This is a genomic window from Mycobacterium persicum, assembly GCF_002086915.1.
Taxonomy (GTDB): Bacteria; Actinomycetota; Actinomycetes; order Mycobacteriales; family Mycobacteriaceae; genus Mycobacterium; species Mycobacterium persicum.
In genome coordinates, this window is the sequence record NZ_MWQA01000001.1 from 2,854,029 (window position 1) to 2,876,002 (window position 21,974).

Sequence of the window (21,974 nt, forward strand, 5' to 3'; positions counted from 1 at the left end):
GCGGTGTCGCGAGCCAGCATGGCCATGGTGTTGGATTCGTGCGTGCCGGCCATCGACTGATAGGCCCGCATCAGGTCCTCCATGGCCTGGTTCCACTGGGTCTGCCAGCCCTGGTAGGTCATCCCGGTGTCGCCCTGCCAGGCATTGGACAGCGCGGCCTGCTCGTTGGCGACGTCGGCACCCAGGCTGTGCAGCGTGCCAGCATAGCCGGACATGTTCCCGGCGTGCGCCAGCATCGCCGGATAGTTGTACATAATCTGTGACATCACAAGTCCTTTCGACGTTCAACGGTGACAGGGTGCGGCTCAGAAGCCGGTATAGCTGGACGCGGCGGCGGCATCGGCGGCCACATAGGCGCCCGCGGCGTCACCCAGGTTGGCCTGCGCGATATCCAGCAAGGTGTTCACCTTGGCGGCGGCCTCCACAAACCGGGCGTGCGCGCCCTGGAACGCCGCCGCCGACTCGCCCTGATGAAACGCCTGCGCCGACATCGCCGACTGCTCGGCCTGCCCGATCGTGTGCCGCATCAACGCCGCCTTGGCGGTAAACGCCGACTGCGACGCCACCAACTGCGGAATATGGGCATCCAACAAACTCATAGCGATTCCCTTTCGTGAGCACGGTTATTCTGGTTAGCTGACGCAGCCGGCCATGATCGCCTCCCCCGCCCAACTCGGGTCCCAGGTAGCCGGCAGCATCGGGGCCCGCGCCACGTCGCCTGACTCCTGGGCGCCCAACCTGGTCAAACCTCCTGGCTCTCCGCCGGCCACCTTGCCGGCGGTCCCGGCGAATCCCAACGCCGCAGCGCCCCGGGCTGAGTAACCCGCGCCGGCCGGCGCCGTCGCGGGAGCGGTCGCCACCGCCGAAACCAATCGGGCCGGCGGCGGCACGGCAACAGCGCCGAGTTCGGGCGTCACCGAACCGGCGGCAACCGCGCCCACCGCCGCCGGAGCTGCCGCCACCGGCAGTCCGGCAGCGTTCATCAGCGCCGTGGCAGCCGGAACCAGCGCCGGCGGCAGCGCGGCCAGTAGCGCGCTGGTAGCACCAGTAATCACCCCCGTCGCCAGTGTCGTTGCCGGCGCTCCGCCTTCGGCCACGGTGTAGCCGAGCGCGAAGATCATCGGGCCCCATTCCAGCAGCGCGTTGAATGGATTGGTCCAAAAGGCATTGAGCATCTGCCACAAATTGCCGATCGGGTCCTGCAGGAATAGCGCGTCTTCCTTCAAGACCCACACATTGAACGCCAGATACGCCTCGGCAACCTCCTTCAGGAGCGCCCAGATCAAGTTCCACGGGATATCCCCCACGGTGGATTGGAGAGACGTGGCAGCGGCGTCGCCGGCGCTGCCGACACCAGGCTTGACCAGCAGCGGGGCGGGCGTGATATGCGGCGCCGACGCCAGCGCCGCGACCGAAGCCGCGTGATAGATGCTCATCGCGGCGGCAGCCTGGATCCACATCCGCAGATAGTCGCCCTCATTCAGAGCGATCGGGATCGTATTGATGCCAAAGAAATTCGTCGCCAGCAATACCGCGTGTACGGCGTGGTTGGCAGCCAACTCCGGCAACGTCGGCATCGCCGCGAGCGCGCCGGTATAGGCCGACGCCGCCGCCTCGTGCTGGACGGCCGCCCCGGCGCTGTCCGCGCTGGCCCGCAACAGCCAGGCCAGGTAGGGGATGTGTGCCGCCGCAAATACTTCGGCGCTGGGGCCCTGCCACGCTCCGATCTGAACCCCGCCCAGCAATGCGGTGAGTTCTTCTGCCACCGAAGCGTACTCGGCGCTGATCGACGTCCAGGATGCGGCGGCAACGAGCAGCGGACCGGGACCCGGACCGCTGCTCAGCAACGACGAATGCACCTCCGGCGGAGAGGCGATCCACACTGGAGCCGTCACTGCAAACCGCCGGACCCCAGGTAGCTGCCCGCCGCCGCGGCGTCACCTACCGCATAACTGACGCCGGCCTCACCGACACCGACACCGGACCGGCCGAGTTCTTCGACCCCTTCCGCCATGATCGCCGCGTGCTCGACGCCCTGACCGCTGAAGCCCGCCGCGGTTTGCAGCGACACCGGATCCGCCGCCGGCGGAACTACCGCGGTGATCAACGGCGCGGCGGCCGCCTGCGCCGCCGCGAGCCGAGCTGTCAACGCTTCCACCGCCGCGCTGGCCGCCGCCAGACCTTCGGGCACCACTCGCAGCGTCATTACCGATACTCCTTCCGAGGCGCCTGATCTACCGGCGCGGTACTTGCGACCGAATATAAATCTCATGAACTATAACTCTTGTCAACTGTTGAAATGGGCTACGGTGTCGTAGGTTTCGCGCACGTCAAATTGATTCTTCGGGTGCACGGCCCGGTGGGTGTCGGACACGGGCCGCCCGCTCGCGCGGTTCTCATCGGAACAGGTTCGCCCGCACGGCCATTGCCCTTGGGTGAGCGAAATCCTTTGTGTCGCAGTGACGGAAGTTCCGGGGCTGGCCCGGCCGTCAGAGGCCGACTGCGCGCTCCAGTTCCTTCAGCGAAGTCTCCAGGTGGCCGAGCGTCCGCTGCAGGTGCGGGACGCTGCGGCGGCAGCCGACGAGTCCGAAGTCCAGGCTGTCGGCGGTGCTGGTCAACGTGATGTTGAGCGCTTGTCCGTCGAGCACGAGGGACATCGGGTAGTTGCCGACCATTCTGGCGCCGTTGCAGTATCGCGGCTCGCGCACGCCGGGCACATTCGAGATGCACACGTTGAACGGCGGCGGAGTCATCTTGGTCAGGCCGGGCAAGGTATTGAGCGCGGCCGGGCTCAACAGCAGCAGTGACAGGGCCATCGCTTGCGCCCGAGGCAGCTGTGACAGGACTTTCTTGTTGTCGCGCATCGACGCATGAATGACGTCCAGGCGGTCGGCCGGGTCATCGAGGTGGGTAGCCAGGTTGCACAACACCGCCCCCACCATATTTCCGCCCACCGAGTCGTGATCGTTGCGAAGACTTACCGGCACCATCGCCACCAGCGGTGCGTCCGGCAGGGCGTCGTTGTCGTCGAGGTAGGCCCGCAGCGCGCCGGCGCACATCGCTAGCACGACGTCGTTAAGGCTCACTCCGGCAGCGTCTTTGACCGTCTTGACCCGGTCCAACTCCCAGGACTGGGCCGCGCAGCGCCGCGCTCCGCCGACGCCGACATTCAGCATGGTGCGCGGCGTCCCGAAGGGCAATGTCAGCTGCTGTTCCAGCAACGCCGAACGCGCCAACCGAAGCGTCGACGGGGCAAGCCCGCCAACCGATGCGAGCATTCCACCGAGGCGGTGCAACCGCCCGGGGCGCTGCCGGGCGCGCGCGGAGCGCGCGGGCGCGGGCGACCACGCCGCCCGAAAGTCGGTGTCGTCGCGATCGGCTGAAAGCGACTGTCGCATCAGGGTGAGTCCGGATACGCCGTCGATCAGCGCGTGATGCATCTTCGAGTAGATCGCAAACCGCCCGTCCTTGAGGCCTTCGATCACGTGTGTTTCCCACAGCGGCCGATGGCGATCGAGGAGGTTGGCGTGCAGCCTCGAGGTGAGCTCCAACAGCTCGCGCACCCGGCCCGGCGCCGGCAAGGCGGAGCGTCGCACGTGGTAGCCGAGGTCGACGTCGTTGTCGGTGGACCAGCCGACATTGGCGATCGAGCCATGCAAAGAGCTCGGCCGCTTGCGGAAAAGCGGTGCTATGTCTTGGCATTCGAGCATCGCCCGGTGGGTCTCGCGCACGAATGCCCGGCCGGCGCCCCCAGGCGGCTGGAACAGTTGCAGCGCCCCGACATGCAGCGGATGCTCGCGCGACTCCGCGGCCACAAACAACGCGTCGACCGGTGACATCAGTTCCATACATGTACTCCCCTCATGGCCCCCTGGGCCGGTTAGCGGCCGGTCAGCCCGTCAGGGCCAACTCGGACGTGTCGGCGCCGGCCGACGTGGTGAAGCGCAGGTGGTCATCGTCGACCGGGCCCTCGCGCAGCATTTTTCGGTCCGCCTGGTAGTCCATGCAGACCTGCCATGGTCCTTCGGTGCCCTGGTGGGGGAACTGGGCCACCGCGCGCCGGACGTAGCCGGCGGATAAGTCAAGGAACGGCCGGGTCGACATTGCCCCGGGCACCTGCGGGCAGCAGACATCGTGTCCGTTGGCTTCCATGTGAGCCAGCAGCCGGCAGAAGTGCTCGCATACCAGCCCGACCTTGAGCGTCCAGGACGAGTTGGTGTAGCCGAACAGGTAGGCGAAGTTGGGGACGTCGCTGAGCAGAAAGCTCTTGAACGCCACCTTTTCCGAGACGTCGACGGCGGTGCCGTCCACCCAGAGCTTGATGCCGCCGAATGCCAGCAGGTTCAAACCCGTTGCGGTGACGACGATGTCGGCCTCGATCTCCCGCCCGGACGCCAGCCGGATTCCGCGCTCGGTGAAGGTGTCGATCCGGTCGGTGACCACCGAAGCCCGGTCCTCGCGGATGGCCCGGAACATGTCGGCGTCGGGCACTGCGCACAGCCGCTGGTCCCACGGGTTGTACGCCGGGCGGAAGTGCTCGTCGACCGGATACCCGGCCGGCAGTTGCCGGGCGTTGAGGTGACGGATCAGCCGCCGGGCGGCCTGCGGGTATTGCTGGCAGAACCGCCAGACGAGCCGCTGTTTGGCGACGTTCTTTTTGCGGGTGAGGGCGTAGGCACGGTCGCGACCGACCAACTTGGGCAAGGTGTTGGCGATGCGGTCCTTCGACGGCACCGGGATCACGTAGGTCGGCGAACGCTGCAACATGGTCACGTGTCCGGCGGACTCGGCCATGGCCGGCACCAGCGTGACCGCGGTTGCGCCGCTGCCGATGATCACCACCCGCTTGCCGCGGTAGTCCAGGTCTTCGGGCCAGTGCTGGGGGTGCACGATCTGCCCGCTAAACCGTTGCCGGCCGGGAAATTCCGGCGTATACCCCGCGTCGTAGCGGTAGTAGCCGCTGGCGCAGAAGAACCATCCGCAACTCATGGTCACCCGTTCGCCGCAAGCCTGACCGTCGCGCGAGCGCTCGATCTGCACCAGCCAGCGGGCGTCACGGCTGGACCAGGCCGCCTCGATCACCTTGTGCCCGAACCGGATCGCCGTACCGATGCCGTTCTCGGCCACCGTCTGGCGAAGATAGGACATGATGGCGTCCGCGCTGGCGATCGCCTTGTCGTTCTCCCACGCCTTGAACTCGTAGCTGAACGTGTGCAGATCGGAGTCCGACCGAATTCCCGGATACCGGAACAGGTCCCATGTCCCGCCGATATCGCCGCGGGCCTCAACGATGGCGAACGTCTTGGTCGGCTGCATTGTCCGCAGGTAGTAAGCAGCGCCGATGCCCGAGATACCGGCACCAACTATCAACACGTCGACGTGCTCGATGCTGCTGGATTCCATGCGCGTGTCCTGTTCGATGGGATCTGCCCCGCGGACCTCACCGTCCGAGGGGAGGTGGCTGAACCGTCGAACACACCTTGCCGCACATCACGGCGTCATGTCTTGACAGCAGAGGACATCGTTTTGACAATTGAGGACAGCTATTTGTGGTCTGGACCACATCGACAGCAGGCGTCGGTGACGGCCTGCCGGCGGGAACGTCGAGATTGCTGCCACGGCTGTGGTTTTGGCCCTGGATTCACGCGGCCACAACCCTGGCGGCAATCTGGACGCGGCCCGGCAGGCACAGCGGCCGGAAGCGTGCTACAAGTCGGTCAGGTCGTCGGGCACGTCGACCGAGTGCTCTTTCAGCGTCTCGAGCGGGACCACCTCGAGGGTGCGCTCGTGGGTGGCGGCCAGCACCACCGGAGCGGCACAGCCATCATGGTGGGCCCGTAGCCAATTCATCGCGGTCACACACCAGCGGTCTCCCGGCAGCAGCCCGGGGAAACGGTACTGGGGAACGGGCGTCGACAGGTCGTTGCCGATCGAGCGCTGATGTTCGAGGAATTCTGCGGTCACGACGGCGCAGATGGTGTGTCGGCCCAGGTCTTCGGGGCCGGTGGAACAGCAGCCGTCTCGATAGAAGCCGGTCAGCGGGTCGGTACCGCACGGTTGCAGGGGTCCGCCCAGCACGTTGCGGTCAGGCTGGCGTTCAGGCACCTGCCCAGTATCGCGCTTTCCGGCCGCGGATCCGCGAAGCCGCGACCGGTATGCCGTAGTGCGCCTAGCCGGCCGCCATCCGGAACCCGGGCAGCAGTCCCACGCCGGTCAGGCTGGTGGCCGCGGCGGTGTCGACATCGGTGTACATCCGCGCGATGTCGGCGAAGGCCTCTCCGGCCCGTCGCAGCTCTTCTTGCGCCGCTTGATTGAGGGCCAGCAGCTGAGCGGCCTCCGCGGTGAACGCGGCCACCGCCTGGGCCGAGACTTCGTCGGCCCCGGCGGGCAGCAGCGAGGTCAGCGGGGTCGATGCCGTCGCACCGGCCTGCAGTCCTTGGGAGGCGTTGTCGGCAACCTGCGCACCGATGTCGGCGGCTGCCGGATCGATAGACATCGACTGCATGTGTTTCTCCTGTATAGCGCCAGTCAGTGGTGGTCAACGACGAGGTAACCGGGGCCTTAAACGATGTCAATCGCGATAGTAGTCGTAAGGAATAGTTTTCATCTGCAATTCTCGAAAATCGGTCCTACCCAAGCCCGGATGACGTTCGTTGCGACGTGCCGCCCGCCCAACCTCTGCACAATCCAACGGTCTTAGCACCGTTTGGGTTCACCTGCACCCCAAAAATTTTCGGGGGCCAGCGGGGCCGGCGCCGACATCGGCGATCGCCGTCAAGGGCCGGATGGCCCTCGGGTTCACTGGCTGCGTGTTAGGTTCAGCGGCGTGATACTTACGGGTGCCTTCCTGGCCGACGCCGCCGCCGTGGTGGACAACAAACTCAACGTGCAGGGCGGCGTGCTGTCGCGATTTGCGGTCGGGCCGGACCGGTTGGCCCGGTTTGTCTTAGTGGTGCTGACGCAGTCCGAGCCGGGCAGTTCCGACGACCGGCAGCTCAACATCGAGGCACGCCCTCCCGCGGATGCCGAGGATGCCGAGGCGATACGCCTGCAGTTCGAAGTGCCCGAAGCGGCGGTCGCCGAGTTTCCCGGATTCGCCTTCTTCGAGATCCAGCTGCGCTTGCCCGTCGACGGCCGTTGGGTGTTGGTAGTGACCGCCGACACCGGAGCGATCTCGCTTCCGGTACTGGTCAGCGAGATGCAACCGTCGTTCGGCTTCTGAGCCGACGCGGGACGCTCAGCGCCGCGCGGTGTCGGTGAGCGTCTGCGCGGGCGGCCACGTCTCGCCCGCCGGCCGCATCGACGATCAGACGCAGTCCGAGGCGCCGTCGACGACGAAGACGGCGCCGGTGGTGTAGCTGCTGTGCTCGGTGCACAAGAAGGCGACCGTGGGCGCTATCTCGCCGACTGATCCGAAACGTCGCAACGGAATATGCGCCAGTTCCGCCGCCACCAACTCGGGTGCGATGTGCATGGGTGCGGTCATCGGGGTATCGATGGTGCCCGGTGCTACCGCGTTCACCCGTATTCCCATCGGGGCCCACTTGACCGCGAGATTCCTGGTGATCGAGATGATCCCCGCCTTGGCGGCGCCGTAGCCGGGTACCAGCGGCACCGCTCGCAGCGCAGACATGGATGCCATGTTGACCACGCTGGCACCCCCGGACGCCGTCGACGCTTTCAACGCGCGGCGAAGTCCAACCGTCAATCGGTAGGGACCGGTCAGATTGAGAGTCACCGACGTGTCGAACCCATCCGGCTTGGATTCGTCGAGCCCGCCGGGGAAGTTCGCACCGGCGTTGTTGACGAGCACGTCCAGCCTGGAGAAACGCCGAACCAACTGGTCCACCGAATCGGCATCGACCAAATGCAGCCGGTGATAGGTCATGCCCGACAGGTCTGTCTCGTAATCGGCCGCGGCCGCCTTGGTTCCGGTGACCGCGACCTCGGCCCCGGCATCGCGGAACAGCGTCGCGATCGCGTGTCCGATTCCGCTGGTGCCGCCGGTGACCAGGGCGGTGGTCCCGGTGAAGTCGAAACTCACCCTCGCGGTCATGAATTGCTCGCTATCTGATGCTTGAGCCATGCGCTTTCCCAGAAGTTCGTACTGTCGGCCAGCAATGTCTGGTGCGCTTGGCTGAGCAGTGCGCGCGCCTGATCGTCGGGCACCAACTCGGCGAGGTGGATGGCGTGCAGCGGCCGGCCGGCGGCCAGGTGCGCGCGCGCCCGAGCCAGGAGCGCGTCGGCGCCGGCCAATTCGACGACGTCTGCCGCGACGGCGTCGAAGCCGACGGGGTAGAGCTCGGTCGTCGAGCGGTGATGAAACCAGCCCGAATAGTTCTCCCAGATCGCCCGCACATCCCAGGCGACCTTTCCGTATCCTTGGCCCACGTCGTATTCCGGTGGCAGGCTGATCTCACGCATCAGCGTCACGACGTCCTTTCCGGCGTTCATCCCGGCGACGGTCTGGTCGTGGATGTACTGAACGGCATTGCGCAGCCGGGTCAGTTCGGCGTTGATACGTTCGGCGCCGCTGATCGGCGCGAAGTGACCGGTCACCAGCAGCTCGGGTTGCAGGTCGCGCACCCGCTCGATCGAGGAGATGGCGGTCAAGGCGTCTCGGTAGCGATCGCCGCGAATGGTGACGAGGTTGGGCACGTGCCCGAATATCGGACCGAAGGTATTGCCGCACAGGCATATTCGCTCGTCAGGCAGCCACACCACGAGTGAGTCGGTGGTTTCTCCGCCCGGAACCGCCAGCAGTTCGATCCGCCGGCCGCCGACCTCCAGCGTGAGGGTGTCCTCGAAGTCGAGATCGACGGCCGGGACGCTCTGGGCGGGCAGGCGGCTAGTGCCCAGGCGGCGTTGAATCGCTTCGATGCCGGTCTTCAGCGTGTCCTTGAACGCGAAAGCGCTGCGGCTGGCGCGATACCGGATGAGACGTTCGTTGTCGTCGCGCCACAGGGTCCAATTCTCCTGCGCGACAACGACGGTATCGGCGTCACGGACGCTGTCCAGACCGCCGACATGGTCGACGTGTCCCTGGGTGATGATGATGTAGCGCACCGGTGAGTTGTCGACGGCGTCGAAGTTGGCGCGGTGCACCGGTCCCTCGAAACCCATGCCGGTGTTGACGATCACCCGGCCGTCGCCGGTGGTCAGCAGGTAGGCATTCGACAGACCCGGCGAGCACCATAGGCCCGGGGCGAGCTCCTCGGCCCGTTCGGCGGCCGCCGGGCGTATCTCGTCGGCGCCGGGCCGGCTGAGATAAACCGGTTCGAACATCGCTGCGGTCTCCTTCGTCGGGTCAGGACTCGGCACGGACGTCGAATCTGTCGAAATAGAAGCCGAACCGTTCGCGGAGTTGGTCGGCCGAGATACCGAAGTGGCGTTGCAGGTCGTAACGGATTCGGCCGTGCTTGCCGCGGGGATTGCCGTCCAGGTACTGCTGAAAGCGCCCACGTACCTCGGGGGTCAATTCGACTCCGCCGCGCCGGTAAAGGGTTTCGAGCAACGGCATTTCGTTGCCGTCGAGCCGGTGGAATCCGATGTCGATGCTGCGCTCGGGTGGCACCAGGGCGCGGTCGCGCACGCAGGCGCGCAGCAGCCGATCCACTCGGTCGCTCCAGTAGTCCAGCAGCCAGGCGGCGTCGATGCTGTTACGGCGCAGCCGATCGGAGTAGGCCATCATGGTGATCGCCGACTGGATCACCGCGACGGGATCGCGATGGGTGAACACCACCGTCGCGTCGGGGAAGGTCGCCATCAAGGGGCCGAGTTGTTCACAATGCTGTGGGCTCTTGAGGACCCAGGTGCGCGGGCCGCGCAGAAATGTCAACGCCCGCAACACTTTTTTCAGATACGCGTAGTGGCGGTGTTGGTCAAGCGTCAGATAGTAGTCGCGCCAGTCCGGCACTCGCGCATGCCATTCCAGGACGTAGGAGGCCAGGTCCAGGTCGAGGAGTTCCACCTCCTCCTCGATGGCCGCGGGGAAGCGGTCGTGCATGGCGGCCACCATTGGAGCGGTAACCATGAGCGCGTCGTGCTCTTGCTTGATCCGGGTGTAGCGAGGGTCCACTCCGAAGATGTCGGGGCCCTGGCCGCGGGCCGGAATGGGTTCCTGGCTTTCCCAGTAGGGCAGCGCCCGCCGGCGTGGATCCGCGGCGATCAGGTTGACCAGATGGGTGGTACCCGATCGCGGCATCCCGACCACGATGAAGGGTTTCTCGATCCGGATAGATTCGATCTCGGGATACCGCTTGACCAGGTCGGTCAGCGACAAGCGGTTGCGCAGCAACCGAACCACGCGTTGTCGCAAGGTGCCGCGGGTGAGCTGGGTCAGCCCTGTGTCGCCGTCGATGGCCGCCACGTGCGCGGCCAGCCGGTCACCGAAGCCGTCGGTGTCGTCCAGGTCGGTGACTCCTGCCTGGTCGATCGCCTCGGCCAGCATCTGGTCGACGTCGAACCGGATGTGACGCGACTCGGTGAAGTTCAACACCTGGCGCTGCACGTCGGTCAACGTGGGTGATGTCAGATCGGCGAAGTCGATGCCCTGGGTGTCACCGCCCGTAAGGTCCACCGGGTCCCCGCTCCCACGCGTCGATCGGAGTCGATCGATATGTGCCTCAGACGGTAGCCGGTGCTGGGCCGCGGTAGCACAGGCAGGTCGACCAGCATGCGGCGGTGCGTGCCGGGCCGCCCGGTAGCGTGAAGTCCGCGATAGGAAATGGGGAGGCAGTGATGTCGATACCGAACGAACCTCGAGACCCCTCCAGCGAGCCGCCTTGGGGCGAACAGCCCCATGGCCACGGACCACCGCCCAATCCCCATGTTCCTTCCCAGTGGGGCTATCCGGGTCAGCCGCAGCCCGCCAACCCGGCTTACCCCCACCCCGCTTTCCCCGGCTACCACCCGGCGGGGAACCCGTACGCGCCTTATGGGCACGATGCCGCCAGCGGCGTGCCTTTGTCCGACAAGTCAGCGGTGACCGCCGGACTCTTGCAGCTGTTCTTCGGCTTCCTCGGCATCGGCCGTTTCTACATCGGATCGATTCCGATAGCCGTCACACAGCTGAGCCTTGGACTGCTCGGCATTGTCCTAACCATGTTCTGCCTCGTCGGTTTCCCGATCTTGGTTGGTGTTGTGGTCTGGACCTCTGTCGACGCGATCATGATGTTCACCGGCAGTGTGACCGACGAATACGGCCGAAAGCTGCGCTGAAGCGCCAGGCGCGGCGGCGAAACGGTACCCTGCACCGGAGGCCAGACCAGCGCTCGGTTCGGCAGGAAGGTTGTGCGGTGCTCGTTGTCACTACCAATGACATTCCGGGTTGGGAGATCCAACGTGTCTGCGGCGAAGTCTTCGGGCTCACCGTGCGATCACGAAATGCCTTCTCGCAGATAGGTGCCGGCTTCAAGTCGATGTTCGGTGGCGAGCTTCAGGGCATGACCAAGAATCTGGCCGAGAGCCGCAACGAGGCGATGGTCCGGCTGATGAACGAGGCGCGGAACAAGGGCGGTAACGCGATCATCGGGATGCGATTCGACACCACCGAACTCGGCGACGTGTGGACCGAGATCTGCGCCTACGGCACCGCGGTGCAAGCCGTGCCGGTGACCGAGGCCGCCCGTTACACCGCCTCACAGCTCGGTTACGGCGGGGCGCCGCAGCCGCAACAGCCGGCGCAGCAGCCGGTGCCGCAGCAGCCCTACGGCGCGGGCTGAGACCGGCCGAGAAAGCGCTAGGTTCGGCGGGATGATTGTGGGGGCCTTCCTGGCCGAGGCGGCTTCGGCGGTGGACAACAAGCTCAATGTGTCGGGCGGAGTCTTGTTCCGCTACGCCCTCGACGCCGACCGGTTGGCACAGTTTCTGCTCGTGGTGCTGACGCAGACCGAGACCGGTAACCCGGACCGGCGGGTGGATGTCGAGATCTGGCCTCCCACCGACGACGAGCCGCTGCACATGCATTTCGAGCTGCCGGAAGCCGCCACCGCCGCCGAAGTCGGGTTCGCGATCTTCGGCATCGAGGTGACGCTGCCGGTCGACGGCCGCTGGGTGATCGTGGTGACCGGCGGCGCCGGAGCGATCTCGCTTCCGCTGCTGGTAAGCGGCTAGTCGCGGTGGCCCGGCCTGTGGCCGCGGCCAGGGCCGTCGGGCCTTGCCTACACAGTGCCATGCATGTATACATGCACCGTGGCAACCAAGACGATCTCGATTGATCTCGAGGCATACGAGCGTCTTCGGGCTGCCCGGCGTTCGCCGACCGAATCGTTCTCGCACGTCATCAAGCGTGCGCACTGGCGCAACGAGGCTCCCACCGCCGCGGCGCTTCTGGATGCACTCGCTGAATTGCCGACGGTGCGTGATGATGTTCTCGCGCGCCTCGACGAAGCACAGCACACCGACACACCGCCCGAGGACTTGTGGCGCTCCGGGTGAGCATCGACACGACGTTTCTCATCGATCTGCAACGCGAGCGGTCCACGGGTGACGACGACGGCGCCGCGCACCGGTTCCTCAAACGCTCACCGGATGCCGAACTGTTCCTTTCGACGATCGCGCTGGGCGAGTTCGCCGAAGGATTCGACCGGGCCGACCACCCGGTGGTTGCTGCCATGCGCGAGGGACACACCCTCGTCCCGGTGGATGATCAGATCGCGTTCGTCTACGCAAGGGTGGTGCGGGAGCTACGTCGCCGGGCTGAGCTGATCGGTACCAACGACCTCTGGATCGGTTGCGCCAGTTTGCAATTGGGCATACCCATCGCGACCGCCAACGTCGCCGATTTTCGGCGCATCGATGGGCTCGGCATCGTGCGGTACCGCTGATGTCTTGTGGTGCACTCGTCGCGATGCCTCGTTGCTGCGGTCAGAGCCGGTGGCTTCGGCGCTTATCGAGATAGCGTCCCGCAGCCGATAAATCCCTTCGTCGACCAGCCGCAGCAGAAAATCGACCAGCGGAAAGGGAACGAGCACGCAAGCGTCCAACACCACCGGGAACGCCGACATTGCTCGTTTAATCCCTTACTGCGCCTTCAGAATTGCCTCGATTTCGCCAGCTGCGTCTTGGGTCAGCTCGTCTAGCGCTGCGCGCCGGTTGGCCCGTGTCTGGCGCTGATACTCCAACAGAACATCCGGGCTGACCTTGTGGTGCCGTCCAGCCATTTCGAACAGGATACGTCCGTATTCGAGAAGCTTCACCAGCGTCGGGCGGGAGATGTCCACCAGGTCGGCCGCCTCCTGCGTGGTGAGCTTGCGCTGGCGGGGAATGAGCGAGATGCCCTTGCCTTGCGACAGCGCCAGCACAGGTTGTAGAGCGCGTCGCGCACAGAATCGGGAAGGGTAATCGCCCGCCCGTTGCCGCCACGCACGGAAACCTCCGGAGAGCCGAGCGCTTCCAGCAGCGGCGCGAGGCCTTCCGGTTCTTGAGGTGGTGGAACGGTCCGTTCTTCAACGGCTACGGCAGCTGTTATTGGCTGTTACTGACGCCAAGTAACTGCGGCCGCAGGTCGGTCCACCGCGCGTCCGATTCACGCCCGGACGGGGCCTGGCACCCCCAGCAATTTAGTGTTGACCGGCTGAATCCCTAGCCGATAACCGGCCCAGCATCAGCGTTAAAGACATAGAAAGTCTCGGTCCACTCGTCACGGGTCTCGTGATCAATCTTTATGCGCCACCTGTAGCGCTTGTTGGGTTCCAATGGAAGTCCACTAGCGAAGTACATGACGAATTGCTTCGATGAGCGCACGGTGTTTGGGGGAACGTTCACGCCCGGAACCACCAACCCGCGAATATCAGACTGACAACGCGTCGACACCGACACGCTCGTCACCACGTGAAGATCGAACGGCAACCGAAGCGGCGTCCACGACGACGGTCGTGGACGCCGCTTCTCCTTGCCCTCTGACATTTTCGATTTGGATCTAGACGCGGTTGCGGCGGCACTACACTGTCGATACTCACCAGGGGTATGGGCACTTGGTCCAAATGCGGCCACCGGGCCCCCGTAGCAACCAAAACACCTTTGAACTGCGATACAAAAGGCGGTGGCGGAGGGATTTGAACCCTCGGACGGTGTTAGCCGTCACACGCTTTCGAGGCGTGCTCCTTAGGCCGCTCGGACACGCCACCGTCGAGCAGCTTACCGAACGGGTGGCCGGTCACCCCAATCGCTGGCGGGCGAAGAACTCCTCCAGCGGTACGGCGCAGTCCGCGGCGAGCACACCGCCGCGCACCTGCGGACGATGGTTGAGCCGGCGGTCGCGGACCACGTCCCACAGCGACCCGACCGCCCCCGTCTTGGGTTCCCAGGCGCCGAACACCAGGCGAGCGACCCGCGCCAGCACCAGGGCACCCGCGCACATGGTGCACGGCTCCACGGTGACCGCCAGCGTTGTCCCCTCCAACCGCCAGCCGTCACCGAGCACCGCCGCCGCCGCGCGCAAGGCGAGGATCTCCGCGTGCGCGGTCGGATCACCCAGCGCCTCACGGGCATTCACCGCGCGGGACAGTTCTGTTCCGTCGGCGCCGACGACGACCGCTCCGATCGGCACGTCACGCGGTCCCGCCGTCGTTGCGGCCGCCAATGCGGCCCGGATCAGCTGTTCGTCAGTACTCACCGACGCGGTCAGCGGTCACCGGCCGAGGCGGTCGATCACCGCCGACAACTGCTCGGCGAAGCCCATCTCCCGGGCGATGCGCCCGAGCTGCTCGTCGGCGTAGAGGTCGGTCTCGTCCAGGATGACTCCGAGCACCGCCTCGGGCAGGCCGATATCGGCCAGCAGGCCCAGGTCGCCCTCCTCGAACGGCTCGGCATCCTCGAGGTCGTCGGGATCTATCTCGGCGTCCAGGCTGTCCAATGCCTCGGCGGCGATGTCGTAGTCCAGCGCCGCCGTCGCGTCCGAGAGCAACAGCCGCGTCCCCGAGGGTGCGGGGCGCACGATGATGAAGAACTCGTCGTCGATGTCGAGCAGCCCGAACACCGCTCCGGAACTGCGCAGTTCCCGCAGCTCCGTCTCGGCGGCGGTCAGGCTGGTCAGCGCTTTCCGACCCATCGCCGCGCAGCGCCATTTGCCCTCTTCACGCACGACGGCAACACCGAAACCGTCCGGCGCGTCGGCGGACGGGCCCGGCGCGGAGGCCCGTTGTGCTCCCATGGCCGCTTACGCTAGTCGCTGACCAGGCCCGTGACCAGACGGCCCCGCTGCGACACCGGTGGCCGGCATCACCTGGAACCAGGCACCGACCGGACAAGTGTGCCAACCTTGGGACTGTGCAGACGACACCGGTGTGTGTGCTCGGGCTGGGGCTGATCGGCGGCTCGATCATGCGAGCCACGGCAGCGGCCGGCCGCGAGGTTTTCGGCTATAACCGGTCGGTAGAGGGAGCCCACGGCGCCCGGGCCGCAGGATTCGACGCCAGCACCGATCTTTCCGCGACGCTGACGCGGGCCGCGGACATCGAAGCGTTGATCGTGCTGGCGGTTCCGATGCCGGCATTGCCCAACATGCTCGCCCATATCCGTGAGTCGGCCCCCAACTGTCCGTTGACCGACGTCACCAGCGTCAAATGCGCGGTGCTCGACGAGGTCGCCGCCGCCGGTCTGCAGGCCCGCTTTGTCGGCGGTCACCCGATGACGGGCACCGCCCACTCGGGCTGGGCGGCCGGCCACGGGGGGCTGTTCACCCGAGCCCCCTGGGTGATCGCCGTGGACGACCATGTCGATCCTCAGGTGTGGTCGATGGTGATGACGCTGGCGCTGGACTGCGGGGCTGTGGTGGTCCCGGCCAAGTCCGACGAGCACGATGCCGCCGCGGCCGCCATCTCCCACTTGCCGCATCTGCTTGCCGAGGCGCTGGCGATCACCGCCGCCGAGGTGCCGTTGGCGTTCGCGCTGGCCGCGGGGTCGTTCCGGGACGCCACCCGAGTCGCCGGCACCGCCCCGGACCTGGTGCGCGCGATGTGTGAAGCCAACACCGGCCAGTTGGTGCCGGTCACCGACCGGGTCATCGAGTTGCTGGGCCGCGCCCGCGATTCGCTGGCCGGCCACGGCTCGGTGGCCGATTTGGTCGACGCCGGCCACGCCGCACGTACCCGCTACGAGAGCTTCCCGCGCTCCGACATCATCACGGTGATGATCGGCGCCGAGAGATGGCGCGAGCAACTGGCCGCCGCGGGCCGGGCCGGCGGGGTGATCAGATCCGCTCTGCCAATCCTGGATAGTCCACGATGAATCCCTCGGCGTCGACGGTCACGGTGGTGTCGGCGACCGGTGATCGGAGCTTGATCGCATCCAGCCGTCCCTCGCTGGTGTAGCTGACGGTGGCCGCATCGACGGTCATCTCGGGGACATTGACATAGACCATCGGCAAGGCCAGTGACTCGGCCTTCTCGTGGATCGCGAGGCGCCGGATCGGCAAGGCATTGAAGAACGGACTGAATACCAAGTCGACGTCGAGCGCACCGTTGTACGCCGCGCGCCGCTCGCCCTGGTGGTCGGTGACCAGCCACATGTTCTCCTCGTCGCGGGCGATAGCAAGCTGTCGTTCCCGCTCGGCCAGCGTGACGGTCAGGCCGAACCGCTTGGTGGCGCCGGACTCGTCGGTCTGCAAGTCGTAGTAGGCACCGAAGGCCGGATTTGTTGCGGTGGCCGCCGCCACGATGCGGCCGTTGGCCCTGATTCGCTTGCCGGACACCTGGATTCGTACCGATTCCATGCGGGAGACGTCCTGGGCGCGCCAAGTCAACATCGCCGACCAGACGCGCCGGGCCGGATCCGAGGGAGCGGAGTTCACACCCCTACCGTAGGACGTGTCCGTCGGCCGTGGCCAAATTAGAGCTAACTGTGACGTCAATTTCGCGATTTGGCCGGCTTGCGGGCTTTCTCAGGCGGCCGGTGCCCGGCGCCGACGCCCATACCGCCAACGCCAGCACCGCGTCCAGGACCAACGCCAGCGCAGCCACCATCACCGCACCGACCAGGGCGATGTGGAATTGGCGTTCTTTGATCCCGTCGATCAGGTAGCGGCCCAGCCCGCCCAGACTGGCGTAGGCGGCCACCGTCGCGGTGGCAACCACCTGCAGCGTCGCGCTGCGCAGCCCGCCGAGCAGCAGCGGCATCGCGTTGGGCAGTTCGACCCGCAGCAGCACCCGCGATTCCGTCATCCCCATCGCCCGGGCGGCATCGACGACCAGCGGGTCCACTCCCGCGATGCCTGCATACGTGCCGGCCAAGAGCGACGGAATGCCCAGCAGCATCAGCGCCCCGATCGGCGGACCGATTCCCAACCCGAAAACCAGCACGCCCAGCAACAGCACACCCAGCGTCGGCAGCGCTCGCAGCCCGTTGACCACGGCGACCACCAGCACCTGGCCGCGGCCGGTGTGCCCGATGACCATTCCGATCGGGACGGCGATCAGCACCGCGGCGGCCACGGCCAGCGCGGTGTATTCCAGATGCTCCACCGTGCGGGCGGCCAGCCCCGCGGGTCCGGTCCAGTTAGCTGCCGTGGAGAAGTAAGACCAGGTTTGCTCGAGGAAGTTCGTCGCTTTCATCGGCTACCGCCGACGATGGTGGATCTGATCCGGCGACGGCTAGCCGACGCACGCTCCCACGGTGTGGCCAGCCGGCCGGCCAGGCTCAGCAGCATGTCGATGACGACGGCCAGGGTGAACATCGCGATGATGCCGGCCACGATCTGGTCGCTTTTGTCGGTCTGGTATCCCGCCGTGAACCAGGTGCCCAGGCCGCCGATGCCAATCACCGAGCCCACCGAAACCATCGCGATATTGGTCACGACGACCACCCGCAGCCCGGCTACCAGTACCGGGATCGACAGCGGCAGTTCGACTTTGATCATCCGACGGATCGGTGAGTAGCCGACAGCGACGGCCGCGTCCCGCACCGGTGCCGGTACCGCATCCAGCGCCTCGAGCACGGCCCGCACCAACAGCGCCGTCGTATAGGCGGTCAGCGCGACGATGACGTTGGCCTCGTCGAGGATGCGCGTCTTGATGATCAGCGGCAACACCACGAACAGCGCCAGCGACGGGATGGTGAACACGATGCTGGCCGTCGCCGTGGTCAATCGCCGCAGCACCGACGCGTGCTGCACCGCCAAGCCCAGCGGCACCGCGATCGCCATCCCGATCAGCACCGGAATCAGCGACAGCCGCAGATGGATCACGGTCAGCACCCAGGCGGTGTCGAGGTGGGTCAGCAGATAACGCACGCCTCAGCCCTGCCGTCGACGCGTCACCGCGGCCAGCACATCGTCGGCCAGTACCGCGCCGATCACCTTGCCGCCGCCGTCGACGGCGACACCCATCGACGAGGGCGACGACAGCGCCGCGTCCAGCGCCTGGCTGAGGTTGCCGTTGGGGCGGAACACCGAGCCGACGACGGTCACGGTGTCCGCCAACGCGGCGCCGTTTCGGTGGCGGCGCAGGCCGTTGGCGTCGATCCAGCCCATCGGCGCGTGGCCGTCGTCGACCACCAGCAACCAGCCATCCGGGAGTGGCTTGTCGTGCAGGGAGTTTGCGGGCACGCAGCTGATGTCGTGCAACGGAAGGCCGGCGCCGTCGATGAGCTGCAGCAACCGATAGCCGCGGCCCAGCCCGATGAATTTCGACACAAAATCGTTGGCCGGTCGCGAAAGTAGCTCAGCCGGCTCGTCGCATTGCTGTAGCCTGCCGCCGGGCGCGAACACCGCCACCACGTCGCCGAGTTTGAACGCCTCGTCGATGTCGTGCGTGACGAAGACCACGGTTTTGTGCAATTCGCTTTGCAGACGCAGAATTTCATTCTGCAGGTCGTGGCGGACCACGGGGTCGATGGCCGAGAACGGCTCGTCCATCAACAGGATCGGCGGGTCGGCCGCGAGCGCGCGAGCCACTCCGACGCGCTGTTGCTCGCCGCCGGAGAGTTGCGCCGGGTAACGCGTGGCGACCTTGGGACTCAGCCCGACCCGCTCGAGCACCTGATAGGCGGCTTTGCGGGCGGCCCGGCGCGACTGTCCTTTGAGCACGGGCACCGTCGCGACGTTGTCGATCACCCGTTGGTGCGGCATCAATCCCGCGCTCTGGATGACGTAGCCGATGCCGAGCCGCAATCGCACCGGGTTGACGCCTGCCACGTCGGTGCCGTTGACGGTGACGGTGCCCGAGGTCGGCTCGACCATCCGGTTGATCATCCGCAGCGCGGTGGTCTTGCCGCACCCGGACGGGCCGACGAACACGGTAAGCCTGCCCGGAGGGACTTCGAGACTCAACCGGTCCAGGGCGGTGGTGCCGTCGGCGTATACCTTGGCGACGTTGTCGAAACCGATCATGGCTGGATAGGGTGGTCGAAGCCGTTGTCGCGCAACCATTTCCGCGCCGCCTGGTCGGGATCTACGCCGTCGTTGCCCGACACCGCGGCATTGAGTTCGGCCATGCCTTCGGTCGTCAGCTTCGCTGAGACCGCGTCCAGGACATCCTTGAGGCGATCGGACTTCTTCTGCGAATTGACCAGCGGCACAATGTTGCCGGCCAGAAAGTTGTGTTCCGGGTCCGCCAAGACCACCAGGTTGTTCTGCCGGATCGCCGGCGAAGTGCTGAAGATGTTGGCTGCGTTGACGGTTCCGTCGACCAGCGCGCGCACGGTCACCGCGCCGCCGCCGTCGTTGATGGTCGTGAAATTGGCTGGCGCGATGTCGAGTCTGTACTTCTGGCGCAGGCCGGGCAGCCCGGCCGGCCGGGTCTGGAATACCGACGGCGCCGCGAACTTCACCTCGGCAGAATGTGCGGCGAGGTCGGCGATGGTCGTCAGATTCCAGTTGGTGGCGGTCGCCTTGGTGACGGTGACGGTGTCGGTATCGGAGGCCGGTGACGGCGTCAGGATCGACAGGTCGCCGGGCAACCGCTTGTAAAGCTCCAATTCGACCGCATCCAGCATGGTCACCGTGGAGTCTGGCTGAAAGTACAGCAGCAGGTTGCCGATGTACTCCGGCACCAGATCGATGGAATGGTCTTTGAGCGCCGGTATGTAGGTCTCACGGCTACCGATACCCAGCCGCCGCCCGACGTCGAAACCGTTGGCCTGCAACGCCTGCGCATAGATTTCCGCGACGATCTCCGATTCCGGGAAGTCGCCGGAGCCGACGACGATCGACTTGATGGTGCCATTTGACGACCCGAACGGGTCGGCGTTGCCGCACGCCGCCACCGGGCATGCCGTCACCACGCAGACCGCCGCGGCAAGTGTCGCGCGACGCGCGCGCCGCAGCATCCTCATGCCGGTGACACTATCTTGAGGACGATCGGGGCGCCGCAATCCCGCCTCATGCCCGTTTCCCGCGTAGCTTGGTTTCATTCCGAGCGGGATGGGAAGAAGATGACAGTATGACCAGCAACCCCTCAGGCCCGCGTGAACAGCCACCCTCGGCTCCCAGACCTCGTGTGACCGCCAAGGACCCGGCGTCCACACTGACCCGGGCCGGCGCCCTGTGGTCGTCGTTGATCGCCGGGTTTTTGATCCTGATCCTGTTGCTGGTCTTCATCGCGCAGAACACCGCCTCCACCCCATTCACCTTTTTGGGCTGGCACTGGAGCCTTCCGCTGGGAGTGGCCATCCTGCTGGCCGCCGTCGGGGGTGGGTTGCTGACGGTGGCGGTCGGCACCGCGCGGATCATTCAGCTGCGCCGGGTCGCCAAGAAATCCCACACGCAGGCATTGCGCTCCGCCAGCCCGCCGCCTCGTTGACCATGCGGGCTGGGACCTACTTTTCTGGCTACGGCGATCCGTTGCGCCCAGCTGTGCCGCCAGCCTGGCCGGCGCTGCCGCCTTTGCCGCCGCTTCCGCCGTTGACGCCGTTGCCGCCATTGCCGCCGTCGCCGTATATCGACGCTTGGTAGGTGCCGTTGAGGACCGCCCCGGCATTTCCGCCGTCACCGCCGCTGGCAGCCCCGACGCCGGAACCCGCGTCGCCGCCATTCCCGCCCGAGCCGATGAGCCCGAGTCCGCCGCCCCCGGTGCCACCGTCGCCACCGGTCCCGGTGGGAGCTATACCGCCGTGTCCGCCGACACCGCCCAGGCCGAGCCCCAACCCGCGGGCGACACCGCCATTGCCACCGTTTCCGCCGGTCCCGCCGGTCCCAATTGCGGCCCCACCATCCCCGCCCGCGCCGCCCCCGTATGCACCGAAGAGTGGCATGTCCCCCAAGCCGCCGTTGCCGCCGGCTCCGCCAATGCCGCCGGCCCCGGAGGCCGTCCCACCAGCCCCGCCGGCTCCGCCGAAAGATACCCCGAACCCGAAGAGATCAAGACTGTCGACAAAACCGCCGTTGCCTCCGGCACCGGCGCTTCCGGTGGTAGCTGCCCCGCCGGCGCCGCCCGCACCGCCAAGGTCCAGCGCGATCGCCGCGAGGCCGTAGGAAACGCTGACACCGCCTTCACCGCCGTTACCGCCACTGGTACCCGCACCGCCATGACCGCCGGCACCTGCGATGGCGATATTGATTCCGAGGGGGCCGCTGGCCACGGCCACGCCGCCGTTACCGCCGAGTCCCCCGCCGCCCGTGGACGCGTCACCACCGGCGCCACCGGCCCCGCCCACGCTGAAGACCAGGCTGTCGGCCTTGCCGCCAGACCCGCCGAAACCGCCGAAACCGCTGGTACCGGCACCGGCGGTGCCGCCGGCGCCGGCTATGGCCGCGAGTACACCGTGGGCGCCCCCGCCATTGCCGCCGCCGCCGCCGTTGAGTCCGACGCCGGTACCGGCGTCGCCGCCGTTCCCACCAGATCCGATGAAGCCGAAACCGGTGCCACCGGCACCGCCGACGCCGCCGGTGCCGGCAGTGGCGGCGCCGCCATTCCCTCCGGTACCGCCGATACCTCCGAACAACCCAAAGCTGTCGGCGCCCGTGCCGCCGAAGCCGCCGGCTCCCGTACCGGCCCCGCCAATTCCGCCGGCGCCGCCGACGCCGGCACCCACAACCG

27 protein-coding genes, 1 tRNA gene and 1 pseudogene are annotated in these 21,974 nt (G+C 66.6%); 8 read left to right on the forward strand and 21 right to left on the reverse strand.

Annotation, left to right across the window (positions count from 1 at the left end; genetic code table 11):
• From B4U45_RS13030 to B4U45_RS13065, 8 genes are all read right to left on the reverse strand, one after another.
• Positions 1-266, reverse strand: a 266-nt coding sequence (locus B4U45_RS13030; protein ID WP_099288596.1) for a WXG100 family type VII secretion target, incomplete at its 3' end; no start/stop codon positions are given.
• A 39-nt stretch (positions 267-305) separates the two neighbouring features.
• On the reverse strand, positions 306-599 hold the full coding sequence (gene esxG / locus B4U45_RS13035) for a type VII secretion system protein EsxG (RefSeq protein WP_083156650.1): 294 nt from the start codon (positions 597-599) through the stop codon (positions 306-308).
• Positions 600-632: 33 nt separating this feature from the next.
• Positions 633-1,895 (reverse strand): PPE family protein, encoded by a 1,263-nt coding sequence (locus tag B4U45_RS13040; RefSeq protein ID WP_083156188.1) that lies wholly within the window; start codon positions 1,893-1,895, stop codon positions 633-635.
• Positions 1,892-2,206 carry a PE family protein gene (locus tag B4U45_RS13045; RefSeq protein WP_075549401.1) on the reverse strand — a complete coding sequence of 105 codons (315 nt, stop codon included), beginning with the start codon at positions 2,204-2,206 and terminating at the stop codon, positions 1,892-1,894. Before B4U45_RS13045 ends, B4U45_RS13040 begins: the two co-directional genes overlap by 4 nt.
• A 283-nt stretch (positions 2,207-2,489) precedes the next feature.
• Positions 2,490-3,839, reverse strand: a complete 1,350-nt coding sequence (locus B4U45_RS13050; protein WP_089025312.1) for a WS/DGAT/MGAT family O-acyltransferase — start codon at positions 3,837-3,839, stop codon at positions 2,490-2,492.
• A 52-nt stretch (positions 3,840-3,891) separates the two neighbouring features.
• Positions 3,892-5,403 (reverse strand): flavin-containing monooxygenase, encoded by a 1,512-nt coding sequence (locus B4U45_RS13055; RefSeq protein ID WP_075549403.1) that lies wholly within the window; start codon positions 5,401-5,403, stop codon positions 3,892-3,894.
• A 303-nt stretch (positions 5,404-5,706) separates the two neighbouring features.
• The gene (locus B4U45_RS13060) at positions 5,707-6,078 is read right to left on the reverse strand and encodes a DUF2237 family protein (RefSeq protein WP_075549404.1); all 372 of its coding nucleotides are present in this window, start codon (positions 6,076-6,078) and stop codon (positions 5,707-5,709) included.
• A gap of 91 nt (positions 6,079-6,169) precedes the next feature.
• Positions 6,170-6,505: a PE family protein gene (locus tag B4U45_RS13065; protein ID WP_075549405.1), complete on the reverse strand. Its 336-nt coding sequence runs from the start codon at positions 6,503-6,505 to the stop codon at positions 6,170-6,172.
• A 321-nt stretch (positions 6,506-6,826) separates the two neighbouring features.
• Between B4U45_RS13065 and B4U45_RS13070 the strand changes: the two genes are divergently transcribed.
• Entirely contained in the window at positions 6,827-7,222 is a 396-nt protein-coding gene (locus tag B4U45_RS13070; RefSeq protein WP_075549406.1) for a hypothetical protein, read from the forward strand.
• Positions 7,223-7,306: 84 nt separating this feature from the next.
• On the opposite strand, the gene B4U45_RS13075 is transcribed toward B4U45_RS13070, so the two are convergent.
• Genes B4U45_RS13075 through B4U45_RS13085 form a run of 3 tightly spaced genes read right to left on the reverse strand, consistent with a single transcriptional unit; the run spans position 7,307 to position 10,579 of the window.
• Positions 7,307-8,056 carry an SDR family NAD(P)-dependent oxidoreductase gene (locus B4U45_RS13075; RefSeq protein ID WP_075549407.1) on the reverse strand — a complete coding sequence of 250 codons (750 nt, stop codon included), beginning with the start codon at positions 8,054-8,056 and terminating at the stop codon, positions 7,307-7,309.
• Entirely contained in the window at positions 8,053-9,285 is a 1,233-nt protein-coding gene (locus B4U45_RS13080) for an MBL fold metallo-hydrolase (RefSeq protein ID WP_075549421.1), read from the reverse strand. Before B4U45_RS13080 ends, B4U45_RS13075 begins: the two co-directional genes overlap by 4 nt.
• A 22-nt stretch (positions 9,286-9,307) precedes the next feature.
• Positions 9,308-10,579: a sulfotransferase family protein gene (locus tag B4U45_RS13085; protein WP_075549408.1), complete on the reverse strand. Its 1,272-nt coding sequence runs from the start codon at positions 10,577-10,579 to the stop codon at positions 9,308-9,310.
• A 161-nt stretch (positions 10,580-10,740) separates the two neighbouring features.
• On the opposite strand from B4U45_RS13085, the gene B4U45_RS13090 reads away from it, so the two are divergent.
• The 5 genes from B4U45_RS13090 (at position 10,741) to B4U45_RS13110 (ending at position 12,827) form a co-directional block, all read left to right on the forward strand.
• Complete coding sequence (locus B4U45_RS13090; RefSeq protein WP_075549422.1) at positions 10,741-11,220, forward strand: TM2 domain-containing protein; 480 nt, start codon at positions 10,741-10,743, stop codon at positions 11,218-11,220.
• A gap of 77 nt (positions 11,221-11,297) precedes the next feature.
• A complete protein-coding gene (locus B4U45_RS13095) occupies positions 11,298-11,723 on the forward strand; it encodes a YbjQ family protein (RefSeq protein WP_075549409.1) in 426 nt (141 codons plus the stop codon).
• Positions 11,724-11,754: 31 nt separating this feature from the next.
• Positions 11,755-12,114 (forward strand): hypothetical protein, encoded by a 360-nt coding sequence (locus tag B4U45_RS13100; RefSeq protein WP_075549410.1) that lies wholly within the window; start codon positions 11,755-11,757, stop codon positions 12,112-12,114.
• A gap of 63 nt (positions 12,115-12,177) precedes the next feature.
• Positions 12,178-12,438 carry an antitoxin VapB family protein gene (locus tag B4U45_RS13105; RefSeq protein ID WP_240316532.1) on the forward strand — a complete coding sequence of 87 codons (261 nt, stop codon included), beginning with the start codon at positions 12,178-12,180 and terminating at the stop codon, positions 12,436-12,438.
• On the forward strand, positions 12,435-12,827 hold the full coding sequence (locus tag B4U45_RS13110) for a type II toxin-antitoxin system VapC family toxin (protein WP_241780343.1): 393 nt from the start codon (positions 12,435-12,437) through the stop codon (positions 12,825-12,827). The genes B4U45_RS13105 and B4U45_RS13110 overlap by 4 nt, the downstream gene beginning before the upstream one ends.
• A 195-nt stretch (positions 12,828-13,022) precedes the next feature.
• On the opposite strand, the gene B4U45_RS29250 is transcribed toward B4U45_RS13110, so the two are convergent.
• The 4 genes from B4U45_RS29250 to B4U45_RS13130 form a co-directional block, all read right to left on the reverse strand.
• Positions 13,023-13,304: an excisionase family DNA-binding protein gene (locus B4U45_RS29250; RefSeq protein WP_075549412.1), complete on the reverse strand. Its 282-nt coding sequence runs from the start codon at positions 13,302-13,304 to the stop codon at positions 13,023-13,025.
• A gap of 738 nt (positions 13,305-14,042) precedes the next feature.
• A tRNA-Ser gene (locus B4U45_RS13120) sits at positions 14,043-14,129 on the reverse strand.
• Positions 14,130-14,158: 29 nt separating this feature from the next.
• The gene (locus B4U45_RS13125; RefSeq protein ID WP_075549413.1) at positions 14,159-14,617 is read right to left on the reverse strand and encodes a nucleoside deaminase; all 459 of its coding nucleotides are present in this window, start codon (positions 14,615-14,617) and stop codon (positions 14,159-14,161) included.
• 15 nt (positions 14,618-14,632) lie between these two features.
• A complete protein-coding gene (locus B4U45_RS13130) occupies positions 14,633-15,154 on the reverse strand; it encodes a tRNA adenosine deaminase-associated protein (RefSeq protein ID WP_075549414.1) in 522 nt (173 codons plus the stop codon).
• A 131-nt stretch (positions 15,155-15,285) separates the two neighbouring features.
• On the opposite strand from B4U45_RS13130, the gene B4U45_RS13135 reads away from it, so the two are divergent.
• The gene (locus B4U45_RS13135; RefSeq protein WP_075549424.1) at positions 15,286-16,230 is read left to right on the forward strand and encodes a prephenate dehydrogenase; all 945 of its coding nucleotides are present in this window, start codon (positions 15,286-15,288) and stop codon (positions 16,228-16,230) included.
• Here B4U45_RS13135 and B4U45_RS13140 read toward each other — a convergent pair.
• Genes B4U45_RS13140 through B4U45_RS13160 form a run of 5 tightly spaced genes read right to left on the reverse strand, consistent with a single transcriptional unit; the run spans position 16,193 to position 20,271 of the window.
• A complete protein-coding gene (locus B4U45_RS13140) occupies positions 16,193-16,792 on the reverse strand; it encodes a putative glycolipid-binding domain-containing protein (protein ID WP_063472828.1) in 600 nt (199 codons plus the stop codon). The genes B4U45_RS13135 and B4U45_RS13140 overlap by 38 nt on opposite strands.
• A 4-nt stretch (positions 16,793-16,796) precedes the next feature.
• Positions 16,797-17,552, reverse strand: coding sequence for an ABC transporter permease (locus B4U45_RS13145; protein ID WP_075549415.1), 756 nt, complete (start codon positions 17,550-17,552; stop codon positions 16,797-16,799).
• Positions 17,549-18,229, reverse strand: coding sequence for an ABC transporter permease (locus B4U45_RS13150; protein ID WP_075549416.1), 681 nt, complete (start codon positions 18,227-18,229; stop codon positions 17,549-17,551). Before B4U45_RS13150 ends, B4U45_RS13145 begins: the two co-directional genes overlap by 4 nt.
• A gap of 3 nt (positions 18,230-18,232) precedes the next feature.
• A complete protein-coding gene (locus B4U45_RS13155) occupies positions 18,233-19,327 on the reverse strand; it encodes an ABC transporter ATP-binding protein (RefSeq protein WP_075549417.1) in 1,095 nt (364 codons plus the stop codon).
• Entirely contained in the window at positions 19,324-20,271 is a 948-nt protein-coding gene (locus B4U45_RS13160; protein ID WP_075549418.1) for an ABC transporter substrate-binding protein, read from the reverse strand. The genes B4U45_RS13155 and B4U45_RS13160 overlap by 4 nt, the downstream gene beginning before the upstream one ends.
• Before the next feature lie 107 nt (positions 20,272-20,378).
• Here B4U45_RS13160 and B4U45_RS13165 point away from each other — a divergent pair, with 107 nt between their 5' ends.
• Positions 20,379-20,738, forward strand: a complete 360-nt coding sequence (locus tag B4U45_RS13165; RefSeq protein ID WP_075549419.1) for a LapA family protein — start codon at positions 20,379-20,381, stop codon at positions 20,736-20,738.
• A gap of 28 nt (positions 20,739-20,766) precedes the next feature.
• On the opposite strand, the pseudogene B4U45_RS29255 reads toward B4U45_RS13165, so the two are convergent.
• Positions 20,767-21,974 (reverse strand): annotated as a pseudogene (locus B4U45_RS29255) (PE family protein); the annotation flags it as partial.

Coding starts and splice junctions, on each gene's coding strand:
- esxG (WP_083156650.1), bottom strand. CDS start 599: ATGAGTTTGTTGGATGCCCATATTCCGCAGTTGGTGGCGTCGCAGTCG.
- B4U45_RS13045 (WP_075549401.1), bottom strand. CDS start 2,206: ATGACGCTGCGAGTGGTGCCCGAAGGTCTGGCGGCGGCCAGCGCGGCG.
- B4U45_RS13050 (WP_089025312.1), bottom strand. CDS start 3,839: ATGTCACCGGTCGACGCGTTGTTTGTGGCCGCGGAGTCGCGCGAGCAT.
- B4U45_RS13055 (WP_075549403.1), bottom strand. CDS start 5,403: ATGGAATCCAGCAGCATCGAGCACGTCGACGTGTTGATAGTTGGTGCC.
- B4U45_RS13065 (WP_075549405.1), bottom strand. CDS start 6,505: ATGCAGTCGATGTCTATCGATCCGGCAGCCGCCGACATCGGTGCGCAG.
- B4U45_RS13075 (WP_075549407.1), bottom strand. CDS start 8,056: ATGACCGCGAGGGTGAGTTTCGACTTCACCGGGACCACCGCCCTGGTC.
- B4U45_RS13080 (WP_075549421.1), bottom strand. CDS start 9,285: ATGTTCGAACCGGTTTATCTCAGCCGGCCCGGCGCCGACGAGATACGC.
- B4U45_RS13090 (WP_075549422.1), top strand. CDS start 10,741: ATGTCGATACCGAACGAACCTCGAGACCCCTCCAGCGAGCCGCCTTGG.
- B4U45_RS13100 (WP_075549410.1), top strand. CDS start 11,755: ATGATTGTGGGGGCCTTCCTGGCCGAGGCGGCTTCGGCGGTGGACAAC.
- B4U45_RS13105 (WP_240316532.1), top strand. CDS start 12,178: ATGTATACATGCACCGTGGCAACCAAGACGATCTCGATTGATCTCGAG.
- B4U45_RS13130 (WP_075549414.1), bottom strand. CDS start 15,154: ATGGGAGCACAACGGGCCTCCGCGCCGGGCCCGTCCGCCGACGCGCCG.
- B4U45_RS13145 (WP_075549415.1), bottom strand. CDS start 17,552: ATGAAAGCGACGAACTTCCTCGAGCAAACCTGGTCTTACTTCTCCACG.
- B4U45_RS13155 (WP_075549417.1), bottom strand. CDS start 19,327: ATGATCGGTTTCGACAACGTCGCCAAGGTATACGCCGACGGCACCACC.
- B4U45_RS13160 (WP_075549418.1), bottom strand. CDS start 20,271: ATGAGGATGCTGCGGCGCGCGCGTCGCGCGACACTTGCCGCGGCGGTC.
- B4U45_RS13165 (WP_075549419.1), top strand. CDS start 20,379: ATGACCAGCAACCCCTCAGGCCCGCGTGAACAGCCACCCTCGGCTCCC.